The 24,536-nt window shown below is 39.6% G+C and carries 26 protein-coding genes; 16 read left to right on the top strand and 10 right to left on the bottom strand.

Going from position 1 to position 24,536, the window contains the following annotated elements; translation table 11 throughout:
* The first annotated feature begins 34 nt into the window (after window positions 1-34).
* Complete coding sequence (locus ABGT15_RS10930) at window positions 35-1,039, top strand: NAD-dependent epimerase/dehydratase family protein (protein ID WP_367231463.1); 1,005 nt, start codon at window positions 35-37, stop codon at window positions 1,037-1,039.
* On the opposite strand, the gene ABGT15_RS10925 is transcribed toward ABGT15_RS10930, so the two are convergent.
* Genes ABGT15_RS10925 through ABGT15_RS10915 form a run of 3 tightly spaced genes read right to left on the bottom strand, consistent with a single transcriptional unit; the run spans window position 1,005 to window position 3,460 of the window.
* Window positions 1,005-1,394, bottom strand: coding sequence for a DUF4296 domain-containing protein (locus ABGT15_RS10925; protein WP_367231462.1), 390 nt, complete (start codon window positions 1,392-1,394; stop codon window positions 1,005-1,007). The genes ABGT15_RS10930 and ABGT15_RS10925 overlap by 35 nt on opposite strands.
* On the bottom strand, window positions 1,395-2,732 hold the full coding sequence (locus tag ABGT15_RS10920; protein WP_367231460.1) for a dihydroorotase: 1,338 nt from the start codon (window positions 2,730-2,732) through the stop codon (window positions 1,395-1,397).
* 5 nt (window positions 2,733-2,737) lie between these two features.
* Window positions 2,738-3,460 carry a polyprenol monophosphomannose synthase gene (locus ABGT15_RS10915; protein ID WP_367231459.1) on the bottom strand — a complete coding sequence of 241 codons (723 nt, stop codon included), beginning with the start codon at window positions 3,458-3,460 and terminating at the stop codon, window positions 2,738-2,740.
* 175 nt (window positions 3,461-3,635) lie between these two features.
* Here ABGT15_RS10915 and ABGT15_RS10910 point away from each other — a divergent pair, with 175 nt between their 5' ends.
* A complete protein-coding gene (locus ABGT15_RS10910; protein ID WP_367231458.1) occupies window positions 3,636-4,301 on the top strand; it encodes a DUF4271 domain-containing protein in 666 nt (221 codons plus the stop codon).
* A gap of 22 nt (window positions 4,302-4,323) precedes the next feature.
* Entirely contained in the window at window positions 4,324-5,082 is a 759-nt protein-coding gene (locus tag ABGT15_RS10905; RefSeq protein ID WP_367231457.1) for a uroporphyrinogen-III synthase, read from the top strand.
* 198 nt (window positions 5,083-5,280) lie between these two features.
* Here the strand turns inward: ABGT15_RS10905 and pckA are convergent, their stop codons facing one another.
* Together pckA and ABGT15_RS10895 are read right to left on the bottom strand one after the other, a co-directional pair.
* On the bottom strand, window positions 5,281-6,894 hold the full coding sequence (pckA, locus tag ABGT15_RS10900) for a phosphoenolpyruvate carboxykinase (ATP) (protein ID WP_367231456.1): 1,614 nt from the start codon (window positions 6,892-6,894) through the stop codon (window positions 5,281-5,283).
* A 71-nt stretch (window positions 6,895-6,965) separates the two neighbouring features.
* Window positions 6,966-7,355, bottom strand: coding sequence for a DUF423 domain-containing protein (locus tag ABGT15_RS10895; RefSeq protein ID WP_367231455.1), 390 nt, complete (start codon window positions 7,353-7,355; stop codon window positions 6,966-6,968).
* Window positions 7,356-7,458: 103 nt separating this feature from the next.
* Here ABGT15_RS10895 and ABGT15_RS10890 point away from each other — a divergent pair, with 103 nt between their 5' ends.
* From ABGT15_RS10890 to ABGT15_RS10880, 3 genes are all read left to right on the top strand, one after another.
* Window positions 7,459-8,223: a DUF3108 domain-containing protein gene (locus ABGT15_RS10890; RefSeq protein ID WP_367231454.1), complete on the top strand. Its 765-nt coding sequence runs from the start codon at window positions 7,459-7,461 to the stop codon at window positions 8,221-8,223.
* 13 nt (window positions 8,224-8,236) lie between these two features.
* The gene (locus ABGT15_RS10885; protein ID WP_367231453.1) at window positions 8,237-8,572 is read left to right on the top strand and encodes a hypothetical protein; all 336 of its coding nucleotides are present in this window, start codon (window positions 8,237-8,239) and stop codon (window positions 8,570-8,572) included.
* Between the two features lie 95 nt (window positions 8,573-8,667).
* Window positions 8,668-10,020 carry a saccharopine dehydrogenase family protein gene (locus tag ABGT15_RS10880; protein ID WP_367231451.1) on the top strand — a complete coding sequence of 451 codons (1,353 nt, stop codon included), beginning with the start codon at window positions 8,668-8,670 and terminating at the stop codon, window positions 10,018-10,020.
* Window positions 10,021-10,052: 32 nt separating this feature from the next.
* Here ABGT15_RS10880 and ABGT15_RS10875 read toward each other — a convergent pair whose 3' ends face one another.
* Window positions 10,053-10,685 (bottom strand): hypothetical protein, encoded by a 633-nt coding sequence (locus ABGT15_RS10875; RefSeq protein ID WP_367231449.1) that lies wholly within the window; start codon window positions 10,683-10,685, stop codon window positions 10,053-10,055.
* A 172-nt stretch (window positions 10,686-10,857) separates the two neighbouring features.
* Between ABGT15_RS10875 and ABGT15_RS10870 the strand changes: the two genes are divergently transcribed.
* On the top strand, window positions 10,858-11,328 hold the full coding sequence (locus ABGT15_RS10870; RefSeq protein WP_367231448.1) for an Lrp/AsnC family transcriptional regulator: 471 nt from the start codon (window positions 10,858-10,860) through the stop codon (window positions 11,326-11,328).
* A gap of 171 nt (window positions 11,329-11,499) precedes the next feature.
* On the opposite strand, the gene ABGT15_RS10865 is transcribed toward ABGT15_RS10870, so the two are convergent.
* Window positions 11,500-12,195, bottom strand: a complete 696-nt coding sequence (locus tag ABGT15_RS10865; protein WP_367231447.1) for a zinc metallopeptidase — start codon at window positions 12,193-12,195, stop codon at window positions 11,500-11,502.
* Window positions 12,196-12,452: 257 nt separating this feature from the next.
* Window positions 12,453-15,275: a leucine--tRNA ligase gene (leuS, locus tag ABGT15_RS10860; protein ID WP_367231446.1), complete on the bottom strand. Its 2,823-nt coding sequence runs from the start codon at window positions 15,273-15,275 to the stop codon at window positions 12,453-12,455.
* A gap of 154 nt (window positions 15,276-15,429) precedes the next feature.
* Between leuS and ABGT15_RS10855 the strand changes: the two genes are divergently transcribed.
* From ABGT15_RS10855 to ABGT15_RS10835, 5 genes are all read left to right on the top strand, one after another.
* Complete coding sequence (locus ABGT15_RS10855) at window positions 15,430-16,305, top strand: cell division protein FtsX (RefSeq protein WP_367231445.1); 876 nt, start codon at window positions 15,430-15,432, stop codon at window positions 16,303-16,305.
* A gap of 24 nt (window positions 16,306-16,329) precedes the next feature.
* On the top strand, window positions 16,330-16,563 hold the full coding sequence (locus ABGT15_RS10850; RefSeq protein ID WP_367231444.1) for a DUF3098 domain-containing protein: 234 nt from the start codon (window positions 16,330-16,332) through the stop codon (window positions 16,561-16,563).
* Between the two features lie 76 nt (window positions 16,564-16,639).
* On the top strand, window positions 16,640-17,449 hold the full coding sequence (locus tag ABGT15_RS10845; RefSeq protein ID WP_367231443.1) for an undecaprenyl-diphosphate phosphatase: 810 nt from the start codon (window positions 16,640-16,642) through the stop codon (window positions 17,447-17,449).
* Window positions 17,449-18,147 carry a tRNA pseudouridine(55) synthase TruB gene (gene truB / locus ABGT15_RS10840; protein ID WP_367231442.1) on the top strand — a complete coding sequence of 233 codons (699 nt, stop codon included), beginning with the start codon at window positions 17,449-17,451 and terminating at the stop codon, window positions 18,145-18,147. The genes ABGT15_RS10845 and truB overlap by 1 nt, the downstream gene beginning before the upstream one ends.
* A gap of 8 nt (window positions 18,148-18,155) precedes the next feature.
* A complete protein-coding gene (locus ABGT15_RS10835; RefSeq protein WP_367231441.1) occupies window positions 18,156-18,716 on the top strand; it encodes a hypothetical protein in 561 nt (186 codons plus the stop codon).
* On the opposite strand, the gene ABGT15_RS10830 is transcribed toward ABGT15_RS10835, so the two are convergent.
* A complete protein-coding gene (locus ABGT15_RS10830; RefSeq protein ID WP_367231440.1) occupies window positions 18,713-19,315 on the bottom strand; it encodes a thioredoxin family protein in 603 nt (200 codons plus the stop codon). The genes ABGT15_RS10835 and ABGT15_RS10830 overlap by 4 nt on opposite strands.
* Before the next feature lie 107 nt (window positions 19,316-19,422).
* Between ABGT15_RS10830 and ABGT15_RS10825 the strand changes: the two genes are divergently transcribed.
* The 4 genes from ABGT15_RS10825 (at window position 19,423) to ABGT15_RS10810 (ending at window position 24,201) form a co-directional block, all read left to right on the top strand.
* Window positions 19,423-20,202, top strand: coding sequence for a patatin-like phospholipase family protein (locus ABGT15_RS10825; RefSeq protein WP_367231439.1), 780 nt, complete (start codon window positions 19,423-19,425; stop codon window positions 20,200-20,202).
* A 125-nt stretch (window positions 20,203-20,327) separates the two neighbouring features.
* Window positions 20,328-21,035, top strand: coding sequence for a UMP kinase (gene pyrH / locus ABGT15_RS10820; RefSeq protein WP_367231438.1), 708 nt, complete (start codon window positions 20,328-20,330; stop codon window positions 21,033-21,035).
* A 25-nt stretch (window positions 21,036-21,060) separates the two neighbouring features.
* Window positions 21,061-21,624 carry a ribosome recycling factor gene (gene frr / locus ABGT15_RS10815; RefSeq protein WP_367231437.1) on the top strand — a complete coding sequence of 188 codons (564 nt, stop codon included), beginning with the start codon at window positions 21,061-21,063 and terminating at the stop codon, window positions 21,622-21,624.
* A 93-nt stretch (window positions 21,625-21,717) separates the two neighbouring features.
* A complete protein-coding gene (locus ABGT15_RS10810) occupies window positions 21,718-24,201 on the top strand; it encodes a DUF5686 family protein (RefSeq protein WP_367231436.1) in 2,484 nt (827 codons plus the stop codon).
* Here ABGT15_RS10810 and ABGT15_RS10805 read toward each other — a convergent pair.
* On the bottom strand, window positions 24,198-24,527 hold the full coding sequence (locus tag ABGT15_RS10805; protein ID WP_367231435.1) for a DMT family transporter: 330 nt from the start codon (window positions 24,525-24,527) through the stop codon (window positions 24,198-24,200). The two genes, ABGT15_RS10810 and ABGT15_RS10805, sit on opposite strands and share 4 nt — an antisense overlap.
* Window positions 24,528-24,536: the final 9 nt, after the last annotated feature.

Raw genomic sequence — 24,536 nt, 5'->3', positions numbered from 1 at the left:
CCAATAATCCAACAATCTAATTATCTTTGTTCGTATGATATTAGTCACTGGCGGAACCGGTTTGGTAGGAGCGCACCTACTACTGTATTTGCTTCATAAAAATGAAGCGGTTCGCGCTATTTATCGTTCGGATTTCTCCATTAACAAGACCCGAAACCTTTTCAAGACGGAAAACAAATCCGACTTATTCAACAAAATTGAATGGGTACAGGCTGACATCAATGACATTCCCGCTCTGGAACCGGCTTTCAACGGTGTAACTGCTGTATACCATTGTGCCGCCCTTATTTCTTTTGATCCTAAAGACGAAGAACAACTACGTAAAGTAAATATCGAAGGCACCGCAAATATGGTGAATTGTGCCATTGACTTCGGTGTTGAAAAATTCTGCTATGTAAGTTCAATTGCTGCTTTAGGCGATACCAAAGAAGGCGAAACCGTAATTTCGGAAGCAACCGAATGGAATCCTGAAAAAAACCATGGCGACTACGCCTTAACGAAATTTGGCGCAGAAATGGAAGTTTGGCGCGGTTCACAGGAAGGGTTAAACGTAGTCGTGGTAAATCCCGGGATTATTTTCGGTAAGGGTTTTGGCACTTCAGGAAGTGGCGAACTGTTGGAAAAGATCCGAAAAGGATTTCCTTTTTACACGAAAGGCTCCACAGGTATTACTTCCGTAGAAGACGTAGTGCATATCATGACAGAAGTAATGGATCGGGGCATTTTCGGAGAACGTTTTACCATTGTTTCCGAAAACATAAACCTACAGGATCTGCTTACCATCTTAGCGGATGCCATGCATAAAAAAAGGCCTTACTTTTATGCAAGACCTTATATGACTTCCATAGCCTGGCGGGCAGACTGGTTGTTTTCAAAATTGTTTTTCAAAAAGAGAAGTTTTACCCGAGCAACTTCAAAATCCTCTCATTCTTTGGATATTTACGACAACTCAAAGATTATCAATTGCCTTAATTATACGTTTAAGCCCATGAGAACATGTTTGCTTACTGTATCGCAGGCGCATCAGAAGGAGCAATAGCTTTACCGGTTTCCTGTACTGATTTTTGATTCAGCTCCAATTGTTTCTGCTCGATTTGGTGGTACACCATACCAAACATCTCTTTATATTGCTGTGGATCGGTTGCATAATACCGATTGCTTTGAGCAAAAGTCAAACTGTCGATATTGTATTTCTTATAGATAAATGCCCCAGGCTGTATCCCATTTTGCTGAAAAAGGGCAGCATTGGTATTCTCTGTTGCCTGCAATACTGCAATATCATAAAGAATGGCTATCATTACATCCTTTTCAATAAGGTTGTCCGGTTTTTCCATGGCCGTATCGCCACAGGAAACCATCAAAACCAAACCAAAGAAAATAATTATTTTTTTCATCTACACTTCAAATAATAAACGTTGTCCGAATCGATCCTCCTTTACCTTACCATTGGTATAAGCCAAATGACCATTAACAAAGGTATGGGAAATTCGCGATTTAAAATTAGTGCCTTCCATCGGTGACCAACCACATTTATACAACAAATTATCTTTATTAACGGTCCATGGTGCGGTGGTATTCACAAGGGTTAAATCGGCAAAATAACCTTCGCGGATAAAACCGCGTTTTTCAATTCTAAAAACCTTTGCCGGATTGTGCGCCATTTTCTCGACGATTTTCTCCACAGAAATTTTCCCTTGCAAATGTGCTTCAAACATAGCCACTACTGAATGCTGTACCAACGGCCCTCCCGAAGGGGCGCTCGTGTATGGATTTTGCTTTTCTTCCCAAGTATGTGGCGCGTGGTCGGTTGCAATTACATCGATACGATCGTCCAGCAAGGCTTTCCAAAGACCATCTTTATCGGCTTGCGTTTTTACCGCCGGATTCCATTTGATCAACGTTCCTTTGGTTTTGTAATCTTCGTTGGTAAACCATAAATGATGCACACAAACCTCCGCAGTGATTTTCTTTTCTTCTAACGGAATTTTATTGGTGAACAAATCTGTTTCTTTTGCCGTTGACACATGGAAAATATGCAATCTTGCCCCTGTTTTCTTCGCCAGCTCAATGGCCTTGGATGATGACAGGTAACAGGCTTCTTCACTTCGGATTAAATGATGGAATTCCATCGGAATGTTGTCTCCATATTCCGCTTTGTATTTTTCCAGATTGGTTTTTATGGTCGCTTCATCTTCGCAATGTACCGCTATAAGCATTGGAGTACTCGAGAAAATTTTCTCCAAAACCTCTTCGTTATCCACCAGCATATTTCCGGTAGACGAGCCTAAAAACAACTTGATCCCCGCTACATTTCTCGGATTGGTTTTCAACACTTCCTCCAGATTATCATTGGTACCGCCCATCATAAACGAATAGTTTGCAAACGAACTTTGGGAAGCAATTTGATATTTTTGCTCCAACAATTCCTGCGTAACCGCATTAGGAACCGTATTCGGCTGCTCAATAAAGGACGTTACGCCGCCCGCAATCGCTGCTCTGGATTCGGAAGCAATATCACCTTTGTGCGTCAAACCCGGTTCACGGAAGTGTACCTGATCGTCAATTACACCCGGAATCAGATAACTACCCTGAGCATCTACCACGGTATAATTGGGTTTGGCACTGATGTTTTCCCCAATCTCTTTAATGAATTCGTTTTCGATAAGCAAATCGCCTTCGAAAATTGTCCCTTCGTTTACAATTCTGGCGTTTTTAATTAGTGTGTGGTTCATGCGGTTTATAAACGGTTTAGCATTTTTCGTATTCTCAGTGAAATTACCCCAAAAATAGCTTCTTTAATAATGGCATTACTCATTTTTGACTGGCCTTTGGTACGGTCTGTAAAAATGATGGGTACTTCAACAATTTTAAACTTATTGACAAAAGTGCGGTATTTCATTTCGATCTGAAACGCATATCCGATAAATTTAATCTTATCCAGATTGATCGCTTCCAGGGCTCTTCTTCGATAACACACAAATCCCGCAGTGGTATCATGAATTTTCATACCGGTGATCATATTTACGTAAACTGAAGCAAAATAGGACAGTAACACCCTGCTCAACGGCCAGTTTACCACATTTACACCAGTGATGTAACGCGACCCGATAGCCATATCTGCTCCTTCTTCACAAGCTTTCAGCAATTTTTCCAAATCGTTGGGATTATGGGAGAAATCGGCATCCATTTCAAAAATATAGTCGAAATTATTTTGCAGGGCCCATTTGAATCCGTGTACATAAGCCGTTCCCAAACCAGCTTTCTTTTCGCGTTTTTCCAAATGAAGCTGAATCGGATAATCGTTTTGCAATTCTATTACCTTTTGCGAAGTACCATCCGGAGAACTATCATCTACTATCAATATATGAAAAGGAGTTGCCAGAGAAAACACAGCTTTTATAATGCTTTCTATATTTTCAATTTCATTATAAGTTGGAATGATTACAACACCTCTACTCATGTTTGATAATTTTGCATGCAAAAATAACGCTTTTCTAACGCTACTTTCACAATAAAATTATAATAAATCACATTGCTTGTCAAGATTTTCCATATTTACTGCAATTCTAAAAAAATACAGTTAAGACATGGCTCCTTTTTCATGAAGTGCTAAAAATTTGTACTTTTACCCCATCATGATGGATTTACTTTTACACGAACGAATTGCAGAAAGCAAAGACTGGGCTACCATCCTGTTTGTGGTATGTTTTGTACTGATTGCCGTAAACCGAGCGATTTTTGAGGTGCGTTTTAATGAATTCGTCCGCATTGCCATATCCGACAAATACCTTAAAATTTACAAAGACAGTGGCAACATGCAAAGTTGGTTTACCATCTCGATGTTTGTGATCCAACTGATTTCTTTTGCCTTTCTGATCCAACTCACACTGAGTGTTTTTGGGCTTACCACCAAAACCAACTGGATTAGTTACATCCAGATCATCACACTTTTGGGGGTTTTCATTCTTTCAAAATACCTCATCGAAAAAATTATTGCTACCACTTTTAACATTGAAGAATTTAACGAACAGTTTAATTTACAAAAAGTTAACTATCGCACCTACATCGGAATGATGATTTTACCGGTAAACATTCTGTTATTTTACAATGCTTTTTTGTCAAAAACACTAATAATTAGCATTTTAGGTGTTATTTTAGCAATAAACATAATCACATATTTCTTTTCATTAAAAAATTATCAAAACTTAATCCTAAGTAAGTTCTTCTATTTTATTTTGTATCTTTGCGCACTTGAAATAGCGCCCTATTATTTCATGTATTATTGGTTTACAAAAAGTTAGAATAATAGATTTATTTTTTAATATGAAAGTGAAAACTATACTGGTTTCCCAACCAGAGCCTAAAGTGGAAAATTCACCTTATTTTGAGCTTCAGCAAAAGTTGAAAATCAAAATCGACTTTAGACCATTCATTCACGTTGAGGGCGTTCCTGCGAAAGAGGTCAGAACTCAGAAAATCGATTTAAACAATTACACGGCCATTATCTTAACCAGCAAAAACTCTATTGATCACTTCTTTAGGGTAGCAGAAGAAATGCGTTACAAAGTACCGGAAGACTTAAAATATTTCTGCCAATCGGAAGCTATTGCTTTTTACCTGCAGAAATATGTGGTCTACAGAAAGCGAAAAATTTATGTCGGCCAAAAAGATTTTGTAGACTTGTCGCCATTGATCAAAAAATACAAGGACGAAAAATTCCTTTTACCGTCATCAGACCAGTTAAATGCAGATGTTCCTCAAACGTTGAACAACTTAAAAGTAGATTGGACACCGGGTACTTTTTACAGAACCGTAATGAGTGACCTTTCCGATTTGGCAGATGTATATTACGATGTATTAGCTTTTTTCAGCCCTACAGGAATTAAGTCGTTATTTAAGAACTTCCCGGATTTTGTTCAGAACAACACCCGTATTGCGGTTTTCGGAAGCACAACTCAAAAAGAAGCTTTGGATCACGGTTTACGTGTAGACATTATGGCACCAACTCCGGAAACGCCATCAATGACCATGGCTTTGGAAAAATACATCATTAAAGCAAACAAAGAATCTAAGGAGAAATAACTTTACTTTCACACGATTTAAAGCAGCCAAATGGCTGCTTTTTTTTATTCTTTCTATTAATCAAACAGAAAACAACCGCAGCTTCGCAGATTATTTACAACAATTGTTTTTTATCTGCGAAGCTGCGGTATTTCATTTTTAGAAAACAAAAAAATCCCAACCTTTCGGTTGGGATTATATATAGTAAATGCTGTTTTATTACAACTGAGGCCCGGCGTTTACAAGATTTTTACCTTCTTCATTATCCGTATATTGCACGAAATTTTTAACAAATCTTCCTGCTAGATCTTCTGCTTTTGCTGTCCATTCGGAAGCTTCAGCGTAAGTATTTCTAGGATCCAAGATTTCAGTATTCACTCCTTCCAAAGCGGTTGGTACTGCTAAATTAAAAATCGGTACAATTTGCGTTTCCGCTTTTTCGATAGAACCATCCAGGATTCTGTCAATGATGGCACGAGTATCCTTAATAGAAATACGTTTTCCTGTTCCGTTCCATCCTGTGTTTACCATGTAAGCCGTAGCATTGTGCTGCTCCATTTTTTTCACCAATTCCTCACCGTATTTGGTTGGGTGTAAACATAAAAATGCTTTACCAAAACAAGCAGAGAAAGTCGGCTCCGGTTGTGTAACCCCTCTTTCCGTTCCTGCCAATTTAGCTGTAAATCCGGATAAGAAATAATATTTGGTTTGCTCTGGCGTCAATTTAGAAACTGGTGGCATTACTCCAAAAGCATCTGCCGTTAAGAAGATCACTTTAGATGCATGACCCGCTTTAGAAACCGGCTTTACAATATTTTCAATATGATCGATTGGGTACGATACACGTGTATTTTGCGTTACAGAACCGTCTTTAAAATCGATAACACCGTTAGCATCAAGGGTAACATTTTCCAACAAAGCATCTTTTTTGATCGCTCCGAAAATATCCGGTTCGTTTTCTTTGCTTAAATCGATGGTTTTGGCATAACAACCTCCTTCGAAGTTGAACACCCCGTCATTGTCCCATCCGTGCTCGTCATCTCCAATCAATTCACGTTTTGGGTCTGTGGATAAAGTCGTTTTTCCTGTACCGGATAATCCGAAGAATACCGCAACATCACCATCTTTACCTTTGTTAGCCGAACAGTGCATGGATGCAATTCCTTTTAACGGAAGGTAGTAATTCATCATGGAGAACAACCCTTTTTTCATCTCACCACCATACCAAGTACCTCCAATTAACTGGATTTTTTCCGTAAGATTAAAAGCGATGTATACTTCAGAATTCAATCCGTGCGCTGCATAATCTTTGAAACTTGTTTTAGAAGCATTCATTACGATGAAATCCGGTTCTCCGAAAGTTTCCAATTCTGCTTCTGTTGGACGGATGAACATGTTTTTCACGAAATGTGCCTGCCAAGCCACTTCCATGATAAAACGCACTTTCAAACGGGTATCTTCGTTAGCCCCGCAAAAAGCGTCCACAACATATAATTTCTTACCGGAAAGCTGACTAACTGTAGTTTCTTTTAACGCATTCCAAGTATCCTGAGAAATTGGTTTATTATCATTAACTGCTTTTTCAGAAGTCCACCAGATCGTATCTTGAGTTACCTCATCCTTAACAATATATTTATCTTTTGGAGACCTTCCGGTGAATACTCCCGTCATTACGTTAACTGCCCCAAGCTCTGACAACTGCCCTTGCTCATACCCTTCTAAACTTGGATTTAATTCTTCATTATATAAGAAATCGTACGACGGATTATAAATTACCTCAACCGTGTTCTTAATTCCGTATTTCTCTAATGAAATTGATTTGGTAACATTCATAATGTGTTGTTTGTTTGTTTTTAAGAACGCAAAATTAAAAATTTAATTTTACATATATTTTTTTTAACCAATTATTCTGCTTTTTTACCCAGAATTTTAATAAAAAAAACAATCCAGGCAGCCATCAGCAACAAACCGCCTACTGGTGTAACCGGTCCTAGTACTTTTGCACTTAATCCGGTTATTCCTGCGGTGGAAAGCAGGAAAATCGATCCGGAAAAAAACAACACCCCTATACTCGTCAGCCAAAACAAAATATTTTTAGTTTTCGAACTGATTTGAACAGTAGTTCCCACAAACAGCAAGAACAAAGCATGATACATCTGGTACTTTACACCGGTTTCAAAAGTCGTCAACTGAGATTCCGTAAGCATTGCTTTCAGACCATGTGCCCCGAAAGCCCCTAAAGCAATTGCCGTTACCCCTAAAAAAGCGGCTGTTGCAAGTATTTTTCTTTCCATAATTTTTATTCTAATACTAAAAAGCAAATTTACCAGTTATGATCAACAACTGAAACCACAATAAAAAGAAATAATCATACATTTGTGATGAATTTGCAAAAACATGAGAAAAACAACCGCATTCTTTTTTGCTTTGACACTGTTTATTTCGGCGTATGGTCAGGCACAAACCGTTAAATCGGGTGAAAAACTTGTCTATTCTGCATCCTACAACATGAGTGGACTTATGACCCAAGTGGCACAGGTTACCATGACGGCCGAAACCGTAAACACTTCCAAAAACAGCTACCTCCATTTAAGCTGTCAGGCGGCCACGTTCAGTAAATGGGATTCTTTTTTTAAGATCCGGGATCTTTACGAATCCTATGTAAATCCGAAAACTTTCAGACCAAGCCTTTACAAAAGAAACATTCATGAAGGCAAATACACTAAAAAAGAAAAATACGTTTTCAAAAATAACGGCAAGACCATTACCAGTACACTCAACAAAAAAAACATGCCGGAGCGTGTTCGCACTTTCAATATTAATCCTGCCTCACAGGATGTGGTTAGTCTTTTGTATAAAATCAGGACTTTGGATTTCAGCAAAATGAAAGCAGGCCAGATGCAATCCTTCACCGTAGTTTTCGACGAAAAAGAAGTTCCGGTTTATATTAAATACATGGGCAAAGAAACTGCCGATGCCGGTACTTTAGGAAAAAAAGAATGCCACAAAATCTCAATCGGCGCTAAAACACAGGCCTTAAAAGGAAAAGACAAGAATTTAATCTGGCTTACCGCCGATACTAAAAAGATTCCGGCTTTAATCCGATTCAGCATTCCGGTTGGTACAGGACAAATAAACTTAACCAGCGCCAGCGGTCTTTAAAATTTATTCGAAAATGAAAAAATTACTGCTCATACCAACTGCTTTTTTCACGCTTTTAAGCATCGTTTTTACGATATTACCCATGGGAACTTTAGCCATTTTACCTATTGGCCTTGCTCTACTATTAGGCTTTTTTGCCTTCAGAAAAACAGATCCTACCCACAATACGTTTCCTAAAATATTGCTTTTCACTTCATTGTTCTGCTTGCTGATTGTAATTGGCAAAGCAATATTCGTTAAAGAAGAAGTTACCAAAGATGTTCAATTTGAGCAAACTATCGAAAAATCAAAAGAAGAAGACAAGAAAGAACTGGAAGAACTTGAAAACTTAGAAGCTGATTTAGAATAAATTACACCTTCATTTAACAAGTTAACCTATAATTGTTAATCTTGTAACTTTTTTAGGTTCAAATTCATACATTTGTAACCTATTGCAAAAAAATCATGAGAAATATACTTATTATCGGAGCGGGGCGTTCGGCCTCTTCCCTTATAAAATACCTTTTAGACAAGTCCGAAGCTGAAAACCTGCACCTGACCATTGGTGATTTATCCCTGGAACTGGCACAGCGTAAGACCAACAACCATAAAAACGCCACACCAATTCAACTGGATATCGCGAATGTAGAACAGCGTCAGCACGAAATTCAGAAAGCCGATATTGTAATTTCCATGCTGCCTGCTTTCATGCATATCGATGTAGCAAAAGACTGTGTACAGTTTAAAAAACACATGGTTACCGCTTCCTACATTTCCGATGCGATGCAAGCTTTGGATGCCGATGTAAAAGAAAACAATCTGGTATTCATGAACGAAATCGGATTGGATCCGGGTATCGATCACATGAGTGCTATGAAAGTTTTAGATGAAATTAAGGAAAATGGCGGTCATACTATTTTGTTTGAATCATTCTGCGGTGGTTTAGTAGCTCCGGAATCCGACAACAACTTATGGAATTACAAATTCACTTGGAATCCTAGAAACGTGGTATTGGCAGGGCAAGGAGGAGCAGCGAAATTCATCCAGGAAGGCACTTACAAATACATTCCGTACCATAAATTATTCCGAAGAACAGAATTTTTGGAAGTGGAAGGCTATGGCCGATTCGAAGGCTATGCCAACCGTGACTCCTTAAAATACCGAAGCGTTTATGGCTTAGATGATGCTTTAACCGTTTACCGAGGTACAATTCGTCGTGTAGGTTATTCCAAAGCCTGGGACATGTTTGTTCAGTTAGGCATGACCGATGACACGTATACTATTGACGATTCCGAAACCATGAACTATCGCGAATTCGTGAATTTATTTTTACCGTACCACCCTACCGATTCTGTAGAAATAAAACTGCGTCACCAACTGAAAATCGATCAGGATGATATGATGTGGGACAAATTGCTTGAACTTGATTTATTTAACCCGAACAAAACTGTAGGATTAAAAAATGCTACTCCGGCGCAAATTCTGGAAAAAATCCTTACCGACAGTTGGACATTGGAAGAACACGACAAAGACATGATTGTGATGTACCACAAATTCGGTTACGAAATAAACGGCGAAAGAAAACAAATCGACTCAACTATGGTTTGTATTGGTGACGATCAAACTTATACTGCAATGGCCAAAACCGTAGGATTACCGGTCGCCATGGCTACTTTACAAATTTTGAACGGCAACATCAAAACCCCAGGTGTACAATTACCAATTAAGAAAGAAGTGTACGAACCTATTTTAAAAGAACTGGAAGAATACGGCGTGATTTTTACCGAAAAACCAGTAGAATACAAAGGTTATAAATAATAAAAAGCCCCGACATAATCGGGGCTTTCTTTTTAACTAACTTCTACCTTTTTTTCAGATTTCTGTTTATTGATTTCGTCTTGTAACTGACGGCGCAATTTTTGTTCTCTTTCAATCGCGTTTCGTTTAAACGACTCAAATTCATCTTCCAAGTCCCTTAACAACCCTTTCGAGTTTTGTGTAACTGCATTGGCTTTCCTAAATCGGGTGGTTAAAAAAACAACTGCAATTACAAGCACCAACACTAGCGACCACATAATAGCATGATATAAATCTTTACTCATTCCAATACCGAAAAGTGTTATTTTCTCACCTCCTTTACTGTTTTCTTTCAACTGCGCTTTTACAGATTGGTGCTCCGTCTGGAGTTGCCTGTATTGAGAAGTTTTTTGTGCTAAGGCTGACTTTGCGCTTTCAAGATTCGCTTCGGTTTTCGAAATAAAAGTCATGAAATCGGCACGCAATTCCTCCAAGGCAGTCTTTTTTACGAGTTTGACATCGTTATAATCCACGGAAGTAGCCATCAATTGGTTAATCTGCTTTTCAACCGAGGCCTTGGAAACCGGTTTTTCCTGCACCGTTTCAATAGTTTTGACCGGTGTAGCCATGACTGTTCCTGCCGAAACAGCCAGCAGCATTGCTGTAATAAGAGTAAGCTTTTTCATTTTACCAGATTTGGGGTTACTGTGTAATTTGATTCGATAAATACCTAAAACGTAACTTTTCTTTATTAATAGATGCGTAAAATTTTACACTTTTGAAAAATTTCAACTTTTAACAAAAAATTATCATTATATTTAAACCGATAAACACACAATAACTTCCAAATTTGCAATAATGAAATTAAATCACTTACAAATAGAAATCGACGGTATTGACAAACAGATCCTTCGCGACTTAATGGAAGACGCCCGAAAACCCATTTTACAAATCGCAAACAAAATTGGCATTTCAGGTGCGGCAATACACCAGCGATTACGAAAACTGGAGCAGGCAGGTGTCATTTCCGGCTCAAAATTCATTGTAAACACTAGAGTTTTGGGATACAGCACCATGGCCTTTGTTGGAATTTACCTCGATAAGGCCGCCCGAAACCAAGAAGCGGTAAAAGAACTGAAAAAAATTCCTGAAGTACTGGAATGCCATTACACCACCGGAAACTGGAGTATTCTAATAAAAATTATTTGTCGCGACAACGAACATCTGATGCAATTGCTTAACAAAAAAATCCAGTCGATTGACGGCGTGTCGCGTACGGAAACTTATATTTCACTCGAGCAACAGATTGAACGTCAAATCCAGTTGTAGTTTTCAGGAAAGTTACAAAAAGAAAATACAGTTTCCTGTTTAGCCCCGACAGGAGCGGCACCGCGTAGAGCGCATGGCGGGAATAGGGTTTCCAGATAAATCCCGAACCGGTCGCTCCAAAACAAAAAAATCCGCTACTCTCGTAACGGATTTTCTTTTTATAGTTGTTTCTTACTCTCTTCTTCCAAGAATCTGCATTGCCCAATACAATAGTGAAGCCAAAGCACCTAAAGCGGCAACTACATAGGTTCTTGCTGCCCATTTTAAGGAATCTTCTGCGCCTGCGTATTCTTCCTGACTTAGCATGTTTTTATTTTTCAACCAAGCTAAAGCGCGGTTACTCGCATCATATTCTACCGGTAAAGTGATAAAACTAAAGATCGTTGCAATCGCCATCAACACCAATCCGGCTACGGCTACGTAAAATCCGATGGACGATTTCGCTCCGAAACCTAAAATCAACCCACCCATAATCAACCATTGTGACAAGCTTGACGACACATTAACCATCGGCACCATTTTGGAACGCATAGTCAACCATTCGTAAGCCTGCGCATGTTGTACCGCGTGACCACACTCGTGCGCGGCTACGGCAGCAGCGGCGGCATTGCGTTGGTTGTATACCGCTTCACTTAAGTTTACAGTTTTGTTTACCGGGTTGTAATGGTCGGTTAATTGTCCGGGTGTGGAAATGACTTTTACGTCGCGAATCCCATTATCCGCCAACATTTTTTCGGCAATTTCAGCTCCGGACATGCCATTACGCAAATGTACTTTTGAATACTTTTCAAACTTACTCTTTAAACGTGCACTTACTAAAAAACTCGCCAAGGCGATGGCTCCTAATAAAATATAATATCCTAACATTGTTTTTTATTTACGGGTTTTATTACTAAAGACACAGCAAACTGCACGCCATTTTCCACATTGTGACAGTTTGGCATTTGCCTTTTATCTATTATACGTAAAATTATAAAAAGGTTACAAAAACAAATCCCAAAATCTTGTTAGAATTTGGGATTGTTCTTTATGTACTATATAAAACCGCAGCTTCACAGATTTTTTTATTACTTGTCATTAAGCATTTACAATTTTACCAAACAATCTGTGAATCTCTGGCAAAATTATCCGACCAAGTTGATGATTTTCCCTGGAACGATAATTACTTTATTAGGTGTTCTGCCTTGTAATTGTTGTTGGGTTCTTTCGTCAGCCATCACGATTTCCTCAATTTGCACGGCGGACAAGTCCAATGGCAATTTGATCGTGAAACGCATTTTTCCGTTAAAGGAAACCGGGTATTCTTTTTCCGATTCCACTAAATATTTCTCCTCGAATTTCGGGAAGGCTACCGTAGCAATCGAACCCTGATGCCCTAATGCATTCCACAATTCTTCTGCAATGTGCGGCGCATACGGCGAAACCAAAATCGCTAACGGCTCTAAAATGGCACGATGGTGGCATTTTTGCTGTGCCAACTCGTTCACACAAATCATGAATTGCGATACCGACGTATTGAACGAGAAATTCTCGATGTCTTCGGTTACTTTTTTGATGGTTTTGTGTAGCGATTTGTACATGTCGGCGGTTGGTTCGTCGTTGGTTACGATGATACCGTTGTCGTCGAAATACAAACGCCATAGCTTTTTCAGGAACCCTGAAACACCGGTAATTCCTGCTGTGTTCCAAGGTTTGGCTTGTTCCAATGGACCTAAAAACATTTCGTACAAACGCAAGGTATCGGCACCGTATTGTTCACAGATGTCGTCCGGATTGACTACGTTGTATTTGGATTTGGACATTTTTTCGACTTCGCGGCCTACGATGTATTTGCCGTTTTCTAAAATGAATTCAGCATTAGCATAATCCGAATATAATGGATGTGCTTTGAATTTTTCAATATCCAATTCGTTAGTCACATCATTGATGCATGATAAATCTACGTGAATCGGATGTACATTTTTATCGGCAATCAATCCTTTTGAATACAAGGTTTTGGAATCCTCTGAACGATACACAAACGCACTCATCCCCAAAATCATCCCCTGATTGATTAATTTCTTAAACGGTTCTTCTGTTGGGGCAAACCCTCTATCTTTCAAAAATTTATTCCAGAAACGGGAATACAACAAGTGACCGGTCGCGTGTTCGCTTCCGCCGATGTATAAATCGACGTTTTCCCAATATTTTAGTGCTTCTTGGCTGGCGAAATCGCTGTCGTTGTGGGCATCCATGTAACGCATCCAGTACCATGAACTTCCTGCCCAACCCGGCATGGTGTTCAATTCTAACGGGAATACTTTTACGTCGTCAATTAAATCGTTGCTAACCACTTGATTGGTTTCGGTGTTCCAAGCCCAAACGGAAGCGTTGCCTAATGGCGGTTGTCCGTCTTCGGTTGGCAAGTATTTTTCCACTTCCGGTAAATGAACCGGTAAATGCTCTTTGGCAATCATTTGCGGTAAATCGTTTACGTAATAGACCGGGAACGGCTCACCCCAATAACGCTGACGGGAAAACACCGCGTCGCGCAAACGATAATTTACTTTCGCGGTTCCAGCTCCGATTTCTTCCAAAGCCGCAATGATTTTTTTGGTAGCTTCTTTATAACTCAAACCATTCAAAAATTCGGAATTGGCTAAAATGGTCGTGTTTTTATCAACGTGAGCCGCTTCGGAAATATCGATGCCTTCCAAAATGTTTTTGATCGGCAAATCGAAATGTTTGGCAAACGCGTAATCTCTTTCGTCACCACAAGGTACCGCCATCACCGCTCCTGTTCCGTAGCCGGCCAACACGTAATCGCCAATCCAAACCGGGATCGGTTCTTTGGTAAACGGGTGTTCAGCATACGCTCCAGTGAATACGCCGGATATGGTTTTTACATCGGCCATACGCTCGCGCTCGGAACGTTTTGCCGTAGCTTCCACATAGGCTTCCACGGCTGCTTTTTGTGCTGCCGTTGTGATTTGCGCTACCAATTCGTGTTCAGGCGCTAACGTCATGAAGGTTACTCCGAAAATAGTATCGGGACGAGTTGTGAATACCTCTATAGTTTCCTTGTGATCTTTCAATTTAAAAGTTACCGACGCACCCACGGATTTTCCAATCCAGTTTCTTTGGGATTCTTTCAGCGATTCCGTCCAATCGATGGTTTCCAAACCTTGTAATAATCGTTCGGCATACGCGGAAATACGCATCGACCATTGGGTCATTTTTTTACGGATGACCGGATGACCGCCACGCTCAGAAACACCGTTTACGATTTCGTCGTTCGCCAATACGGTTCCTAAAGCCGGACACCAGTTAACTTCCGTTTCTGCCAAATAGGTTAATCGGTATTGCAATAATATTCTTTGTTGTTCCGATGCGGTAAAAGCATTCCATTCCGCAGCTGAAAACGAAATAATGTTTTCATCGCAAACGGCATTAACGGTTGTATTTCCGTTTTGTTCGAAGTGTGCAATTAACGTTTCGATGCTTTCGGCTTTATCGGAAGTTTTGTTGTACCAAGAATTGAACAACTGAATAAAAATCCATTGGGTGTGCTTATAATAATCGGAATTGGAAGTGCGTACTTCACGGCTCCAATCGAACGAAAAACCGATTTTATCCAACTGCTCGCGGTAACGGGCAATGTTTTCTTTGGTGGTTTTCTCCGGATGCTGCCCGGTTTGAATGGCATACTGCTCTGCCGGCAATCCAAACGAATCGTAACCTTGCGGATGCAACACGTTAAACCCCTGATGTCTTTTGTAACGCGCTACGATATCCGAAGCAATATACCCCAGCGGATGCCCCACATGCAAACCGGCTCCCGAAGGATACGGAAACATGTCCAACACATAATATTTTGATTTTTCAGAATCGTTGGAAGCGGCAAACGTTTGATTTTTTGCCCAATATTGTTGCCATTTGGCTTCGATTTCGTTGTGGAAGTACTTCATTTCTTTTATAAGGTTCTAAGTCACTAAGCAACTAAGGTTCTAAGTTTTCAAGGATGCAAATTTACATTATATTATAAGAAAGTTAAAACTTTGACCGTTATAAAGGTGAAAAACGATTTTCTTTATTATTTTTACGGCTTAATTCAGAGTATATATGGGATCATCATTCGAGAAGTTTCAAAAAAGGCGCCTTATTTCTTCTTATTTTTCTGTTGTTTTAAGTATTTTTTTAGTGTTGTTCCTTTTGGGAGCACTCGGATTCTTTGTCATCCATTCTGAAAAAATCTCCAACAGTTTTAAGGAAGATATTCCGATGTCGGTGTACTTCAAAGACGAAGCGAATGACACTATTCTCAAAGCTTTCGATGCCAAACTGAAAGGTTCGAAGTACGTAAAAGACTACATTTTTGTATCCAAAGACGATGCGGCAAAGAACAACAAAGACATTGTTGGGGAAGACTTTTTGGAATTTTTAGGTATGAACCCGCTACCGAACTCATTCGACATTCACTTAAAAGGAGAATATGTAGAAGCTGCTAAAATCAAACAGATTGAAAGCGATATCAAAACCAACGATATGGTGTCGGAAGTAATTTACGACAAACGTTTGGTGGAATTGGCCAATGAAAACATTAAGAAAATCAGTTTCTGGATTTTGATAATCAGCAGTGTTTTTGGCGTTATTTCGATGCTATTGATTAACAGTTCACTTCGTTTATCTGTATATTCCAACCGTTTTATCATTAAAACTATGCAAATGGTGGGCGCCACCAAATCATTCATCCGTAAACCATTTATCTGGAGAAGTATCCGTTTGGGGTTAATCGGTTCCGGATTAGCGGTAATTGCGCTTATTGCGTTGACATTTTATGTAGACGGTTTGTTTCCAAGCTTAGGCATTGCGGAAGATTACGTATCGATGGCTATTATTTCCTTAGGAATTTTAGTGGTGGGGATTATTATCACTTGGATCAGCACCTTCTTTGCTACGCAACGTTTCTTAAACTTAAAAACGGACGATTTATATTAATTAAAGACCTTAAAAGCCAGCATTATGGAAAACAAACAAAAACCGGACTTTCTCTTTGAAAGCATTAACTATAAAGTACTTTTAATAGGTATAGCCGTTATTGCTGTGGGCTTTATTTTAATGTCCGGTGGCGGCAGTGACGATCCGAATGTTTTCAGTGAAGACATTTTCAACTTCCGCAGAATCCGTTTGGCGCCAACAGTGGTTTTAATCGGTTTTGGCGTTGTCATTTATTCAATATTTAAAAAAAGTAACTAAATACAGTTTCCGAGTACTTTGGTTTCTTAGTTTTAAACTTTGTAACTCAGTCGCTTTGTAACTTTGCAACTCGCTCATGGATTTATTTCAGGCCCTGATTATTGCCATTATTGAAGGATTGACCGAATACCTACCCGTTTCTTCTACCGGACACATGGTTTTTGCCAGTTCCTATTTCGGGATTCAGGAAGACGACTTTGTTAAACTTTTTCAGGTTTCCATTCAATTTGGTGCCATTTTAGCGGTTGTCGCTTTATATTGGAAGAAGTTTTTCGATTTCAGCAAGATGAATTTTTTCATCAAATTGGCTTGTGCCGTAATTCCCGCTTTGGTTTTAGGCAAATTTTTCGATGATAAAATAGAAGCTGTTTTAGGCAATCCGATTCCTATCGCTATCGTTTTGATCGTCGGTGGTGTCATTTTACTTTTTATTGACAGCCGATTCAAAAATCCAACGGTAGCACACGAAGAAGACATTTCCATCAAAAAAGCCGTAATCATTGGTTTTTGGCAATGTTTGGCCATGATGCCGGGCACGAGCCGTTCCGCTGCATCCATTATTGGTGGGATGCAACAAGGCTTAACGCGACATGCTGCGGCAGAGTTTTCCTTCTTTTTGGCGGTTCCAACGATGTTGGCGGTAACTTGTTATTCAGTGTTCATCAAAACGTATGAACATTCACAAATGAAAGGCTACGAACTGATTTTACAATCTTCCGACACCATAAAAATGTTCTTAATTGGTAATGTTGTTGCGTTCATCGTAGCTGTTTTAGCGATTAAATTTTTCATCGGCATCATCAAACAATACGGTTTCAAACCTTGGGGCTGGTACCGTATCATAGTGGGCATCGGACTTTTAATTTACTTTACCACCCTAAAATAATGCTAGCAAAAACAGCCGAAGAATTTCAGGAAGGACAGATCTTATTACTTGACAAACCGCTTACTTGGTCGTCGTTTCAGGCGGTAAACAAAGTAAAATGGGCGTTGATCAAAAACCTGCATTTGCCCAAAAAATTCAAAATCGGACATGCGGGAACTTTAGATCCATTGGCTTCAGGCCTTTTGATTGTCTGCACCGGAAAATTTACCAAAAGAATTCCGGAACTGATGGGCATGGTAAAAGAATATACCGGAACGTTTTACATTGGTGCCACAACACCTTCGTATGATTTGGAAAAACCGATTGACAAAACCTTCCCGACCGATCATATCACTCCGGAACTAATTGAAGGAGCCCGTTTGAAGTTTATAGGCGAAATCGACCAGATTCCCCCGGTTTTCTCGGCCATCAAGAAAGACGGAAAACGCTTGTATGAACACGCACGCGCCGGAGAAGAAGTGGAAATTAAATCGCGAAAAATTGAAATCCTGGAACTGGAACTCACCCGAATTGCACTTCCCGAAATCGATTTCAGAGTCGTATGCAGTAAAGGAACGTACATCCGATCACTTGCTTACGATTTTGGTGCTGCTTTAAATTCAGGGGCGCATTTAACCGCACTTCGCAGAACAAAAATTGGAGAATTTTCTGTAGACAACTCATTAATAATCACTAACTTTGAAGATAACTTTAAATAGTTATCCTCATGAAAAAATTCAAATCCCTTTTTGTTTTTTTTCTCCTTTTACTTGCTTTTAAAAACCTGGCACAAACCTCAAGTGATTCGCTGCCTAAAAATGAAAGCAAGAGGATTACGTATACCCAAATCGATATTGCCTTACCGCTTTATTACGACCCCGCTGCCTCTGAAGATTCTGAATTAGGCGACATATTACCCGCCGGAATCAATGCGGTAGCAGGATTCGGTTATCATTATAAAAAATGGACCGCCATTGGCTTTCATGCCGGAATCAACATGCGACTTGACGAAAAACTCCTAGCCACCCCTATTTTTTTAAATTATCGAATCAGCCCGCAAATTGGAGAAGACACCATTTTGCATATCCAATTAGGCTACGGAAAAGTCTTCGCTTTGGGCCGAGGTGGTTTATCAGGACCCTATAAAAGAATAAATGTAGGTATTGGCGATACCGATAAAATTTTTAGAGGCGCCGTCTTTTTGGAATACAACGAAATGCGATTTTCAATTCATGATCGCGAAAACATAAAAAGTTTCAGCATTGGAGGCACCGTATTTTTCCTTTAATCAATCTGTTGCATCAAATGCATAATTTCTTCCATGGTTGACAAACCTTTATCGTTTAAATACCATTTCTGCAGTTCGATTTTAGCCTCTTCATTCACCACGCCGAACCTGGCTTTATACTCTTTTATCAAACGTGCTGCTGCTTCCGGCCTTGGGCCCCACGCCGCCATAACTTCATGACTGTCAGCATTCAAAATTATCAATTTAGGTATAGATCTTGCGCCGTTGGTTAAAAATTCCTGCATTAGTGGATCGTTTTCATCTCGAAAAACAATGCGCAAATCCAAATGCGTTGCCATTTCTGTCATTTTTTCAATAATAGGTAATAACTGTGCGGCATCACCACACCAACCTTCGGCCAACACCAGCCATACGTACTTTTTCGTAAGTTGCCTCAGTTTTTGCTTTACTTCTTCCGGCACGACTATGGTTTTATCCAAACGATTCATCCGCGTTTCGTTCAATTGGCTGTAATGTAGTAAGTCCTCAGACTGTTCGTTTCCGGATGATTTCCCTTCAGCCAGTAAATCGGCTACTTTTTTACGATATTCCAAATAACTGTAACTGCTATTGATGCTGGTTTCGATGAGATTTTTCATTGCATGACGTTTAGTAGTACAAAGTTAGTTGAAAATTTAGAAATCAAAACGCTACAAAAGTCACATTCTATTGGACAAAAAGTGTATTTTTATGACAAAGATTGACCATGGACTTAAAATCGAAATCAATAGGCCTGATTCTGTCCGGAGGTGGCACCAAAGGATTGGCTCATGCAGGAGCGCTCAAATTCCTTGAAGAAATCAACATCCGTCCAACTCACATTGCAGGTACCAGCGCAGGTTCTATTGTTGGAGCTTTGTATGCTGAAGGAAAAAAACCTCAAGAAATTCTGGAATTTTTCAAATCTATTTACTTTTTCAACTGGAAACATTTCACTTTTTCAAAGGCAGGGTTTATTGATTCTGATGCCTTCAAACTGTACTTTCATGCTATATTCGGAGACAGCAGGATAGGCGATTTAAAAATTCACACCCATATAACAGCAACGGATTTAGTAAAAGGTAAACTCAAAATTTTTCCTCCCGACACCAAAGTGATTGACGCCGTATTGGCTTCTTCATCGTTCCCGGGCGTAATGTCTCCCTATGAAATTAATGGCACACTATACAGCGATGGCGGCATACTGAACCACTTCCCCACTGACATTTTACAAGGCCGTTGCGACACTTTAATAGGGGTTTATGTAAGCCCTCTTCAAAAAATAGAAAACAAAGATTTGTCTTCCATAAAAGCCGTGACTGCAAGAGCTTTCGATTTGTTTTCCGCGAACTCCAACACCCAGAAATTTAACAGCTGCGATTGGGTAATCGAGCCCGAGGAGTTGGCAAAATTCGGCACCTTTGAAACCAACAAGACTAAGATGGATGCCATTTTTAAGATCGGGTACGAAGCGGCTAAAAAATCATATAACGCACTAAACCCATAATTTTTCACGAAGCTGTTTAAAAAAAACAGATTATAATTATATTTGCACCACAAAACAATACAGTTACCGAATGTAACGCGGAAACGAGTTCCAATTAACCACTGAAAAAAAACAATAACGGCATAATGAAATACAAAAGAATCCTTCTGAAACTAAGCGGTGAAGCCTTAATGGGGGAACGTCAATACGGAATCGAACCAAAAAGACTGGCGGAATATGCTGCTGAAATCAAACAAATTCATGACAAAGGCGTTGAAATTGCCATTGTAATAGGAGGAGGAAATATTTTCAGAGGCGTGGCCGGAGCCAGTAACGGAATGGACCGCGTACAGGGAGATTATATGGGAATGCTGGCAACCGTAATCAACGGAATGGCTTTACAAGGTGCTTTAGAAGAAGCCGGGATGCCAACACGTTTACAAACTGCTTTAAAAATTGAAGCCATTGCCGAACCTTATATCAAGAGACGAGCCACCCGCCACTTGGAAAAAGGAAGAATTGTAATTTTTGGTGCCGGAACCGGAAACCCTTATTTCACCACCGATACTGCAGCCGTTTTACGAGGAATCGAAGTAGACTGCGATGTAATATTAAAAGGAACGCGAGTAGACGGTGTTTACGATTCCGATCCGGAGAAAAATGCCAATGCTGTAAAATACGACCAAATCACTTTCGATGATGTAATCAGCAAAGGACTGAACATCATGGACACTACGGCTTTCACGTTAAGCCAGGAAAATAAATTACCAATTATCGTTTTCGACATGAACAAAGAAGGAAATTTGTTAAAAGTTTGTCAAGGCGAAACGGTAGGAACAACTGTTAATGTTTAATTTTGATCTTTAAAAATTAAGTACGATGACTGAAGAAATCAAATTTATATTAGATAGCACCAAAGAATCCATGAACGGTTCGGTAGCACACCTTGAAAAAGAATTTTTAAACATCCGTGCCGGAAAAGCATCACCACAAATGTTAGGTGGCGTGCACGTGGATTATTATGGCTCGCAAACGCCGCTTTCACAGGTAGCAAGCGTAAATACACCCGATGCCAGAACAATCACGGTAACCCCATGGGAAAAATCCATGTTACAACCTATCGAAAAAGCGATTATGATTGCCAACTTAGGTTTTAACCCAATGAACAACGGTGATAACATCATTATCAGTGTACCGCCTTTAACGGAAGAACGCCGTAAAGACTTGGTAAAACAAGCCAAAGCGGAAGCAGAAGATGCAAAAATCAGCATCCGAAACGCCCGTAAAGATGCCAACACGGACATTAAAAAACTAGAAAAAGAAGGCACTTCAGAAGACATCTGCAAAACCGCAGAAGAAGACGTACAGAAGCTGACCGATGCTTTCATCAAAAAAATTGACGAGCATTTAGTGATTAAGGAAGCCGAAATCATGAAAGTATAATTTCAAATCCCGATTGTATCGGGATTTTTTATTTTCTATATTTACACTTTATACGCTATTTGTCTCCATCATTTGAAAAGGTATTTTTCAATTTTGTTTCTTTTTTTCTGCATTTTAATCAATGCACAACAGCCCGTTTCCGGTATCGTTGTCAATGCGATCAACAAGAAACCTTTAGCCTTTGCTACACTTCATCTCAGTAATGGAAAAACAGTAATTGTGGATGTTGATGGAAAATTCGTGATTGAAAACACAACTGATGTCCGAAGCTTCATCGTTTCCTACACCGGATTTCATTCTAAAACCGTACCCCTGCAAACCAACCAGAAGTTTTATTCCGTCAGTCTTCATGAAAAAACAATGGAATTGGGAGAATTGGTGGTGGGCAAAAATCCGGCGTTAGAAATTATCAACAATACCATACTGTACAAAGACATTAATAATCCGGAGAAACGATTAAACAGCTTTCGGTTCAAAACCTACAACAAACTGATTATTACGGCTAATCCTGATTCTCTCAGCGGAAAAATCGACTCGGTTTTTATTTATGAAAAAATAGGCGCGCAGCTACTCAAAGTAGATTCTTCCGGTTTTAAATTCAAAAAAATTATCCAGAAACAACACTTATACCAAACGGAAAAAGTTTCCGAGTTCAAATACAACCAGACTCAGGGCATGAAAGAAACTGTTCTGGCTACCCGAATGGCTGGTTTTAAACAACCGATTTACGAATACATCAGTTTAAAACTGCAGTCTTTTACTGATTACGACAACCGTATACAACTTTTCGAAGGCAAATACCAAAACCCTGTTTCGTATGAAGGGCTGGAGCAATACAATTATAAAATTCTGGACACTGTTTTCATCGGAACGCGAAAAGCATTCATGATTCATTTCAAACACAAAAAAAAGAGCAGAAAAGCAAAACTGGAAGGCATTTTATACATTGACAAACAATCCTTTGCCATAGCAAAAACGGTTTATCGCGTAAAAGGCGTATTAGACATCAGCGCCATCAATCATTATGAGTATTACAAAGAAGAAGATCTTTGGTTTCCCGGCAAGCAATCACTCAAAATCGTAAAAGGAAACAAAAAAGGTGATTTGAAAATTTTGGGTGAAACCATCAAATTCACACCGGAAGAAGAGCTCGCAACCGAAGGTAATAAAAAAAAAGAAGCCTCCGATTTTGTATACATCCTCTCTGAATCCAAAAACTCAGAAACGGAATTCAACATCCCAGTTAGCATCCGACATCAGTATGTTGGCATTGAAGTTAAAGAAGAAGCTATTTCCCGCAACGAACACTTCTGGATTCCCTACCGAAAAGACAGCTTGGACGTTCGAAGCATTGAAACCTATTCCACATTGGACAGTTTGGTTACCAAGGAACGTTACGAACAAAAAATATTGCTGGGAAGAAAAGTAATCAACGGTTTTTTTCCGGTGGGACCGATCGATTTCGATTTGCGTTATCTCATTAAATACAATAATTATGAAGGTTTCCGCTTTGGAGTCGGCGGCATTACCAACGATAAATTTTCCAGACTATTCCGAATCGAGGGTTATGGTGCCTACGGTCTCAAGGATGACGCCTTCAAATACAGTTTGGGTGGCGCTGTCCGATTGGGAAATTTTTCCAATTCGTGGGTAGGGGTTTCGTATACCGACGACATTCGGGAAATTGCCAGCACGTCTTACGAAGTAGACAAACGCAAATTCCGCTTGTACGATCCGCGGCCGCTTAACTTAACCACTTTCTACAGTCACCAAACCTGGAAAGGTTATATTGAAACGCGTCTGATTCCAAAAACAGAAAGTATCTGGCAATTGTCACAAAGTCACATCACGCCAAAATTCAATTATGTTTTTACAGTGGGCGACAAGACCTTTACCGATTTCAACATCACGCTGGCAACTGCTTCCGTACAATGGAATCCTTTTAGCGTATACATGCAAACCCCGAACGGACGTATTGAAACCGAAAAACGATTCCCGAAATTTGCCTTTCAGTTCTCGCAAACGTTACCGGGATTTTTTGGCAACGACATCGGTTTTGGAAAATTTGACTTCCGAAGTGAATTTGAGAAAAAATATCTCGACGGTCAAAAAACCTCTTTATTGTTTCAATTCGGAATTGCCTACGGCGACACACCTATTACCCATCTTTACAGTATTTCCCCAAACAGCTTAAACAAAGACGCCATACTGCAACGCATCAACATCTCCGGAAAAAACAGCTTTGAAACCATGCGTTTTAACGAATTTTTCTCCGAAGAATATATAGCTTTACATTTCAAACACGCCTTAAAACGCATTCCTATTTTAAAGCAGGTAAAACCAACACCGGTTCTGGTAAGCCGCTTTGCATGGGGAACTTTAAAGCATAACGAAAGGCATTCAGGTGCGGAATTCAACACCCTTGAAAACGGTTATTTTGAATCGGGACTTGAATTGAATAATATTTTTAAGGGACTTGGTTTTTCGGGATTCTACCGATACGGCCACTATCATTTGCCAAGTTTCGACGACAACATTTCCTTAAAACTGACTTTCACGCTTGATTTAGGGCTTTAATGTGAGGACACAAATTTCAAGCCAACAATCGAAGCAATTAGCGTAGTTAAAAAGAAAACACGCCAAAATTCTGCAGGCTCTTTAAAAACAAAAATCCCCACTAAAACGGTTCCTACTGCCCCAATACCGGTCCAAACCGCATAAGCCGTACCGATTGGCAAAGTTTGCGTAGCTTTATAAAGCAATGCCATACTGATGGATAAACACACAAAAAAACCTACCATCCATAACGTGGAAGTGGTTCCCGTTGTCTCTTTAGCCTTACCCAGACAAGAAGCAAAACCTACTTCAAAAAAGCCGGCAATTACCAGTAAAATCCAATTCATTTTCACAGA

The sequence above is a fragment of the Flavobacterium enshiense genome, assembly GCF_040750275.1.
Classification (GTDB): Bacteria; Bacteroidota; Bacteroidia; order Flavobacteriales; family Flavobacteriaceae; genus Flavobacterium; species Flavobacterium enshiense_B.
This window is presented reverse-complemented; position numbering and strand designations above follow the sequence as displayed.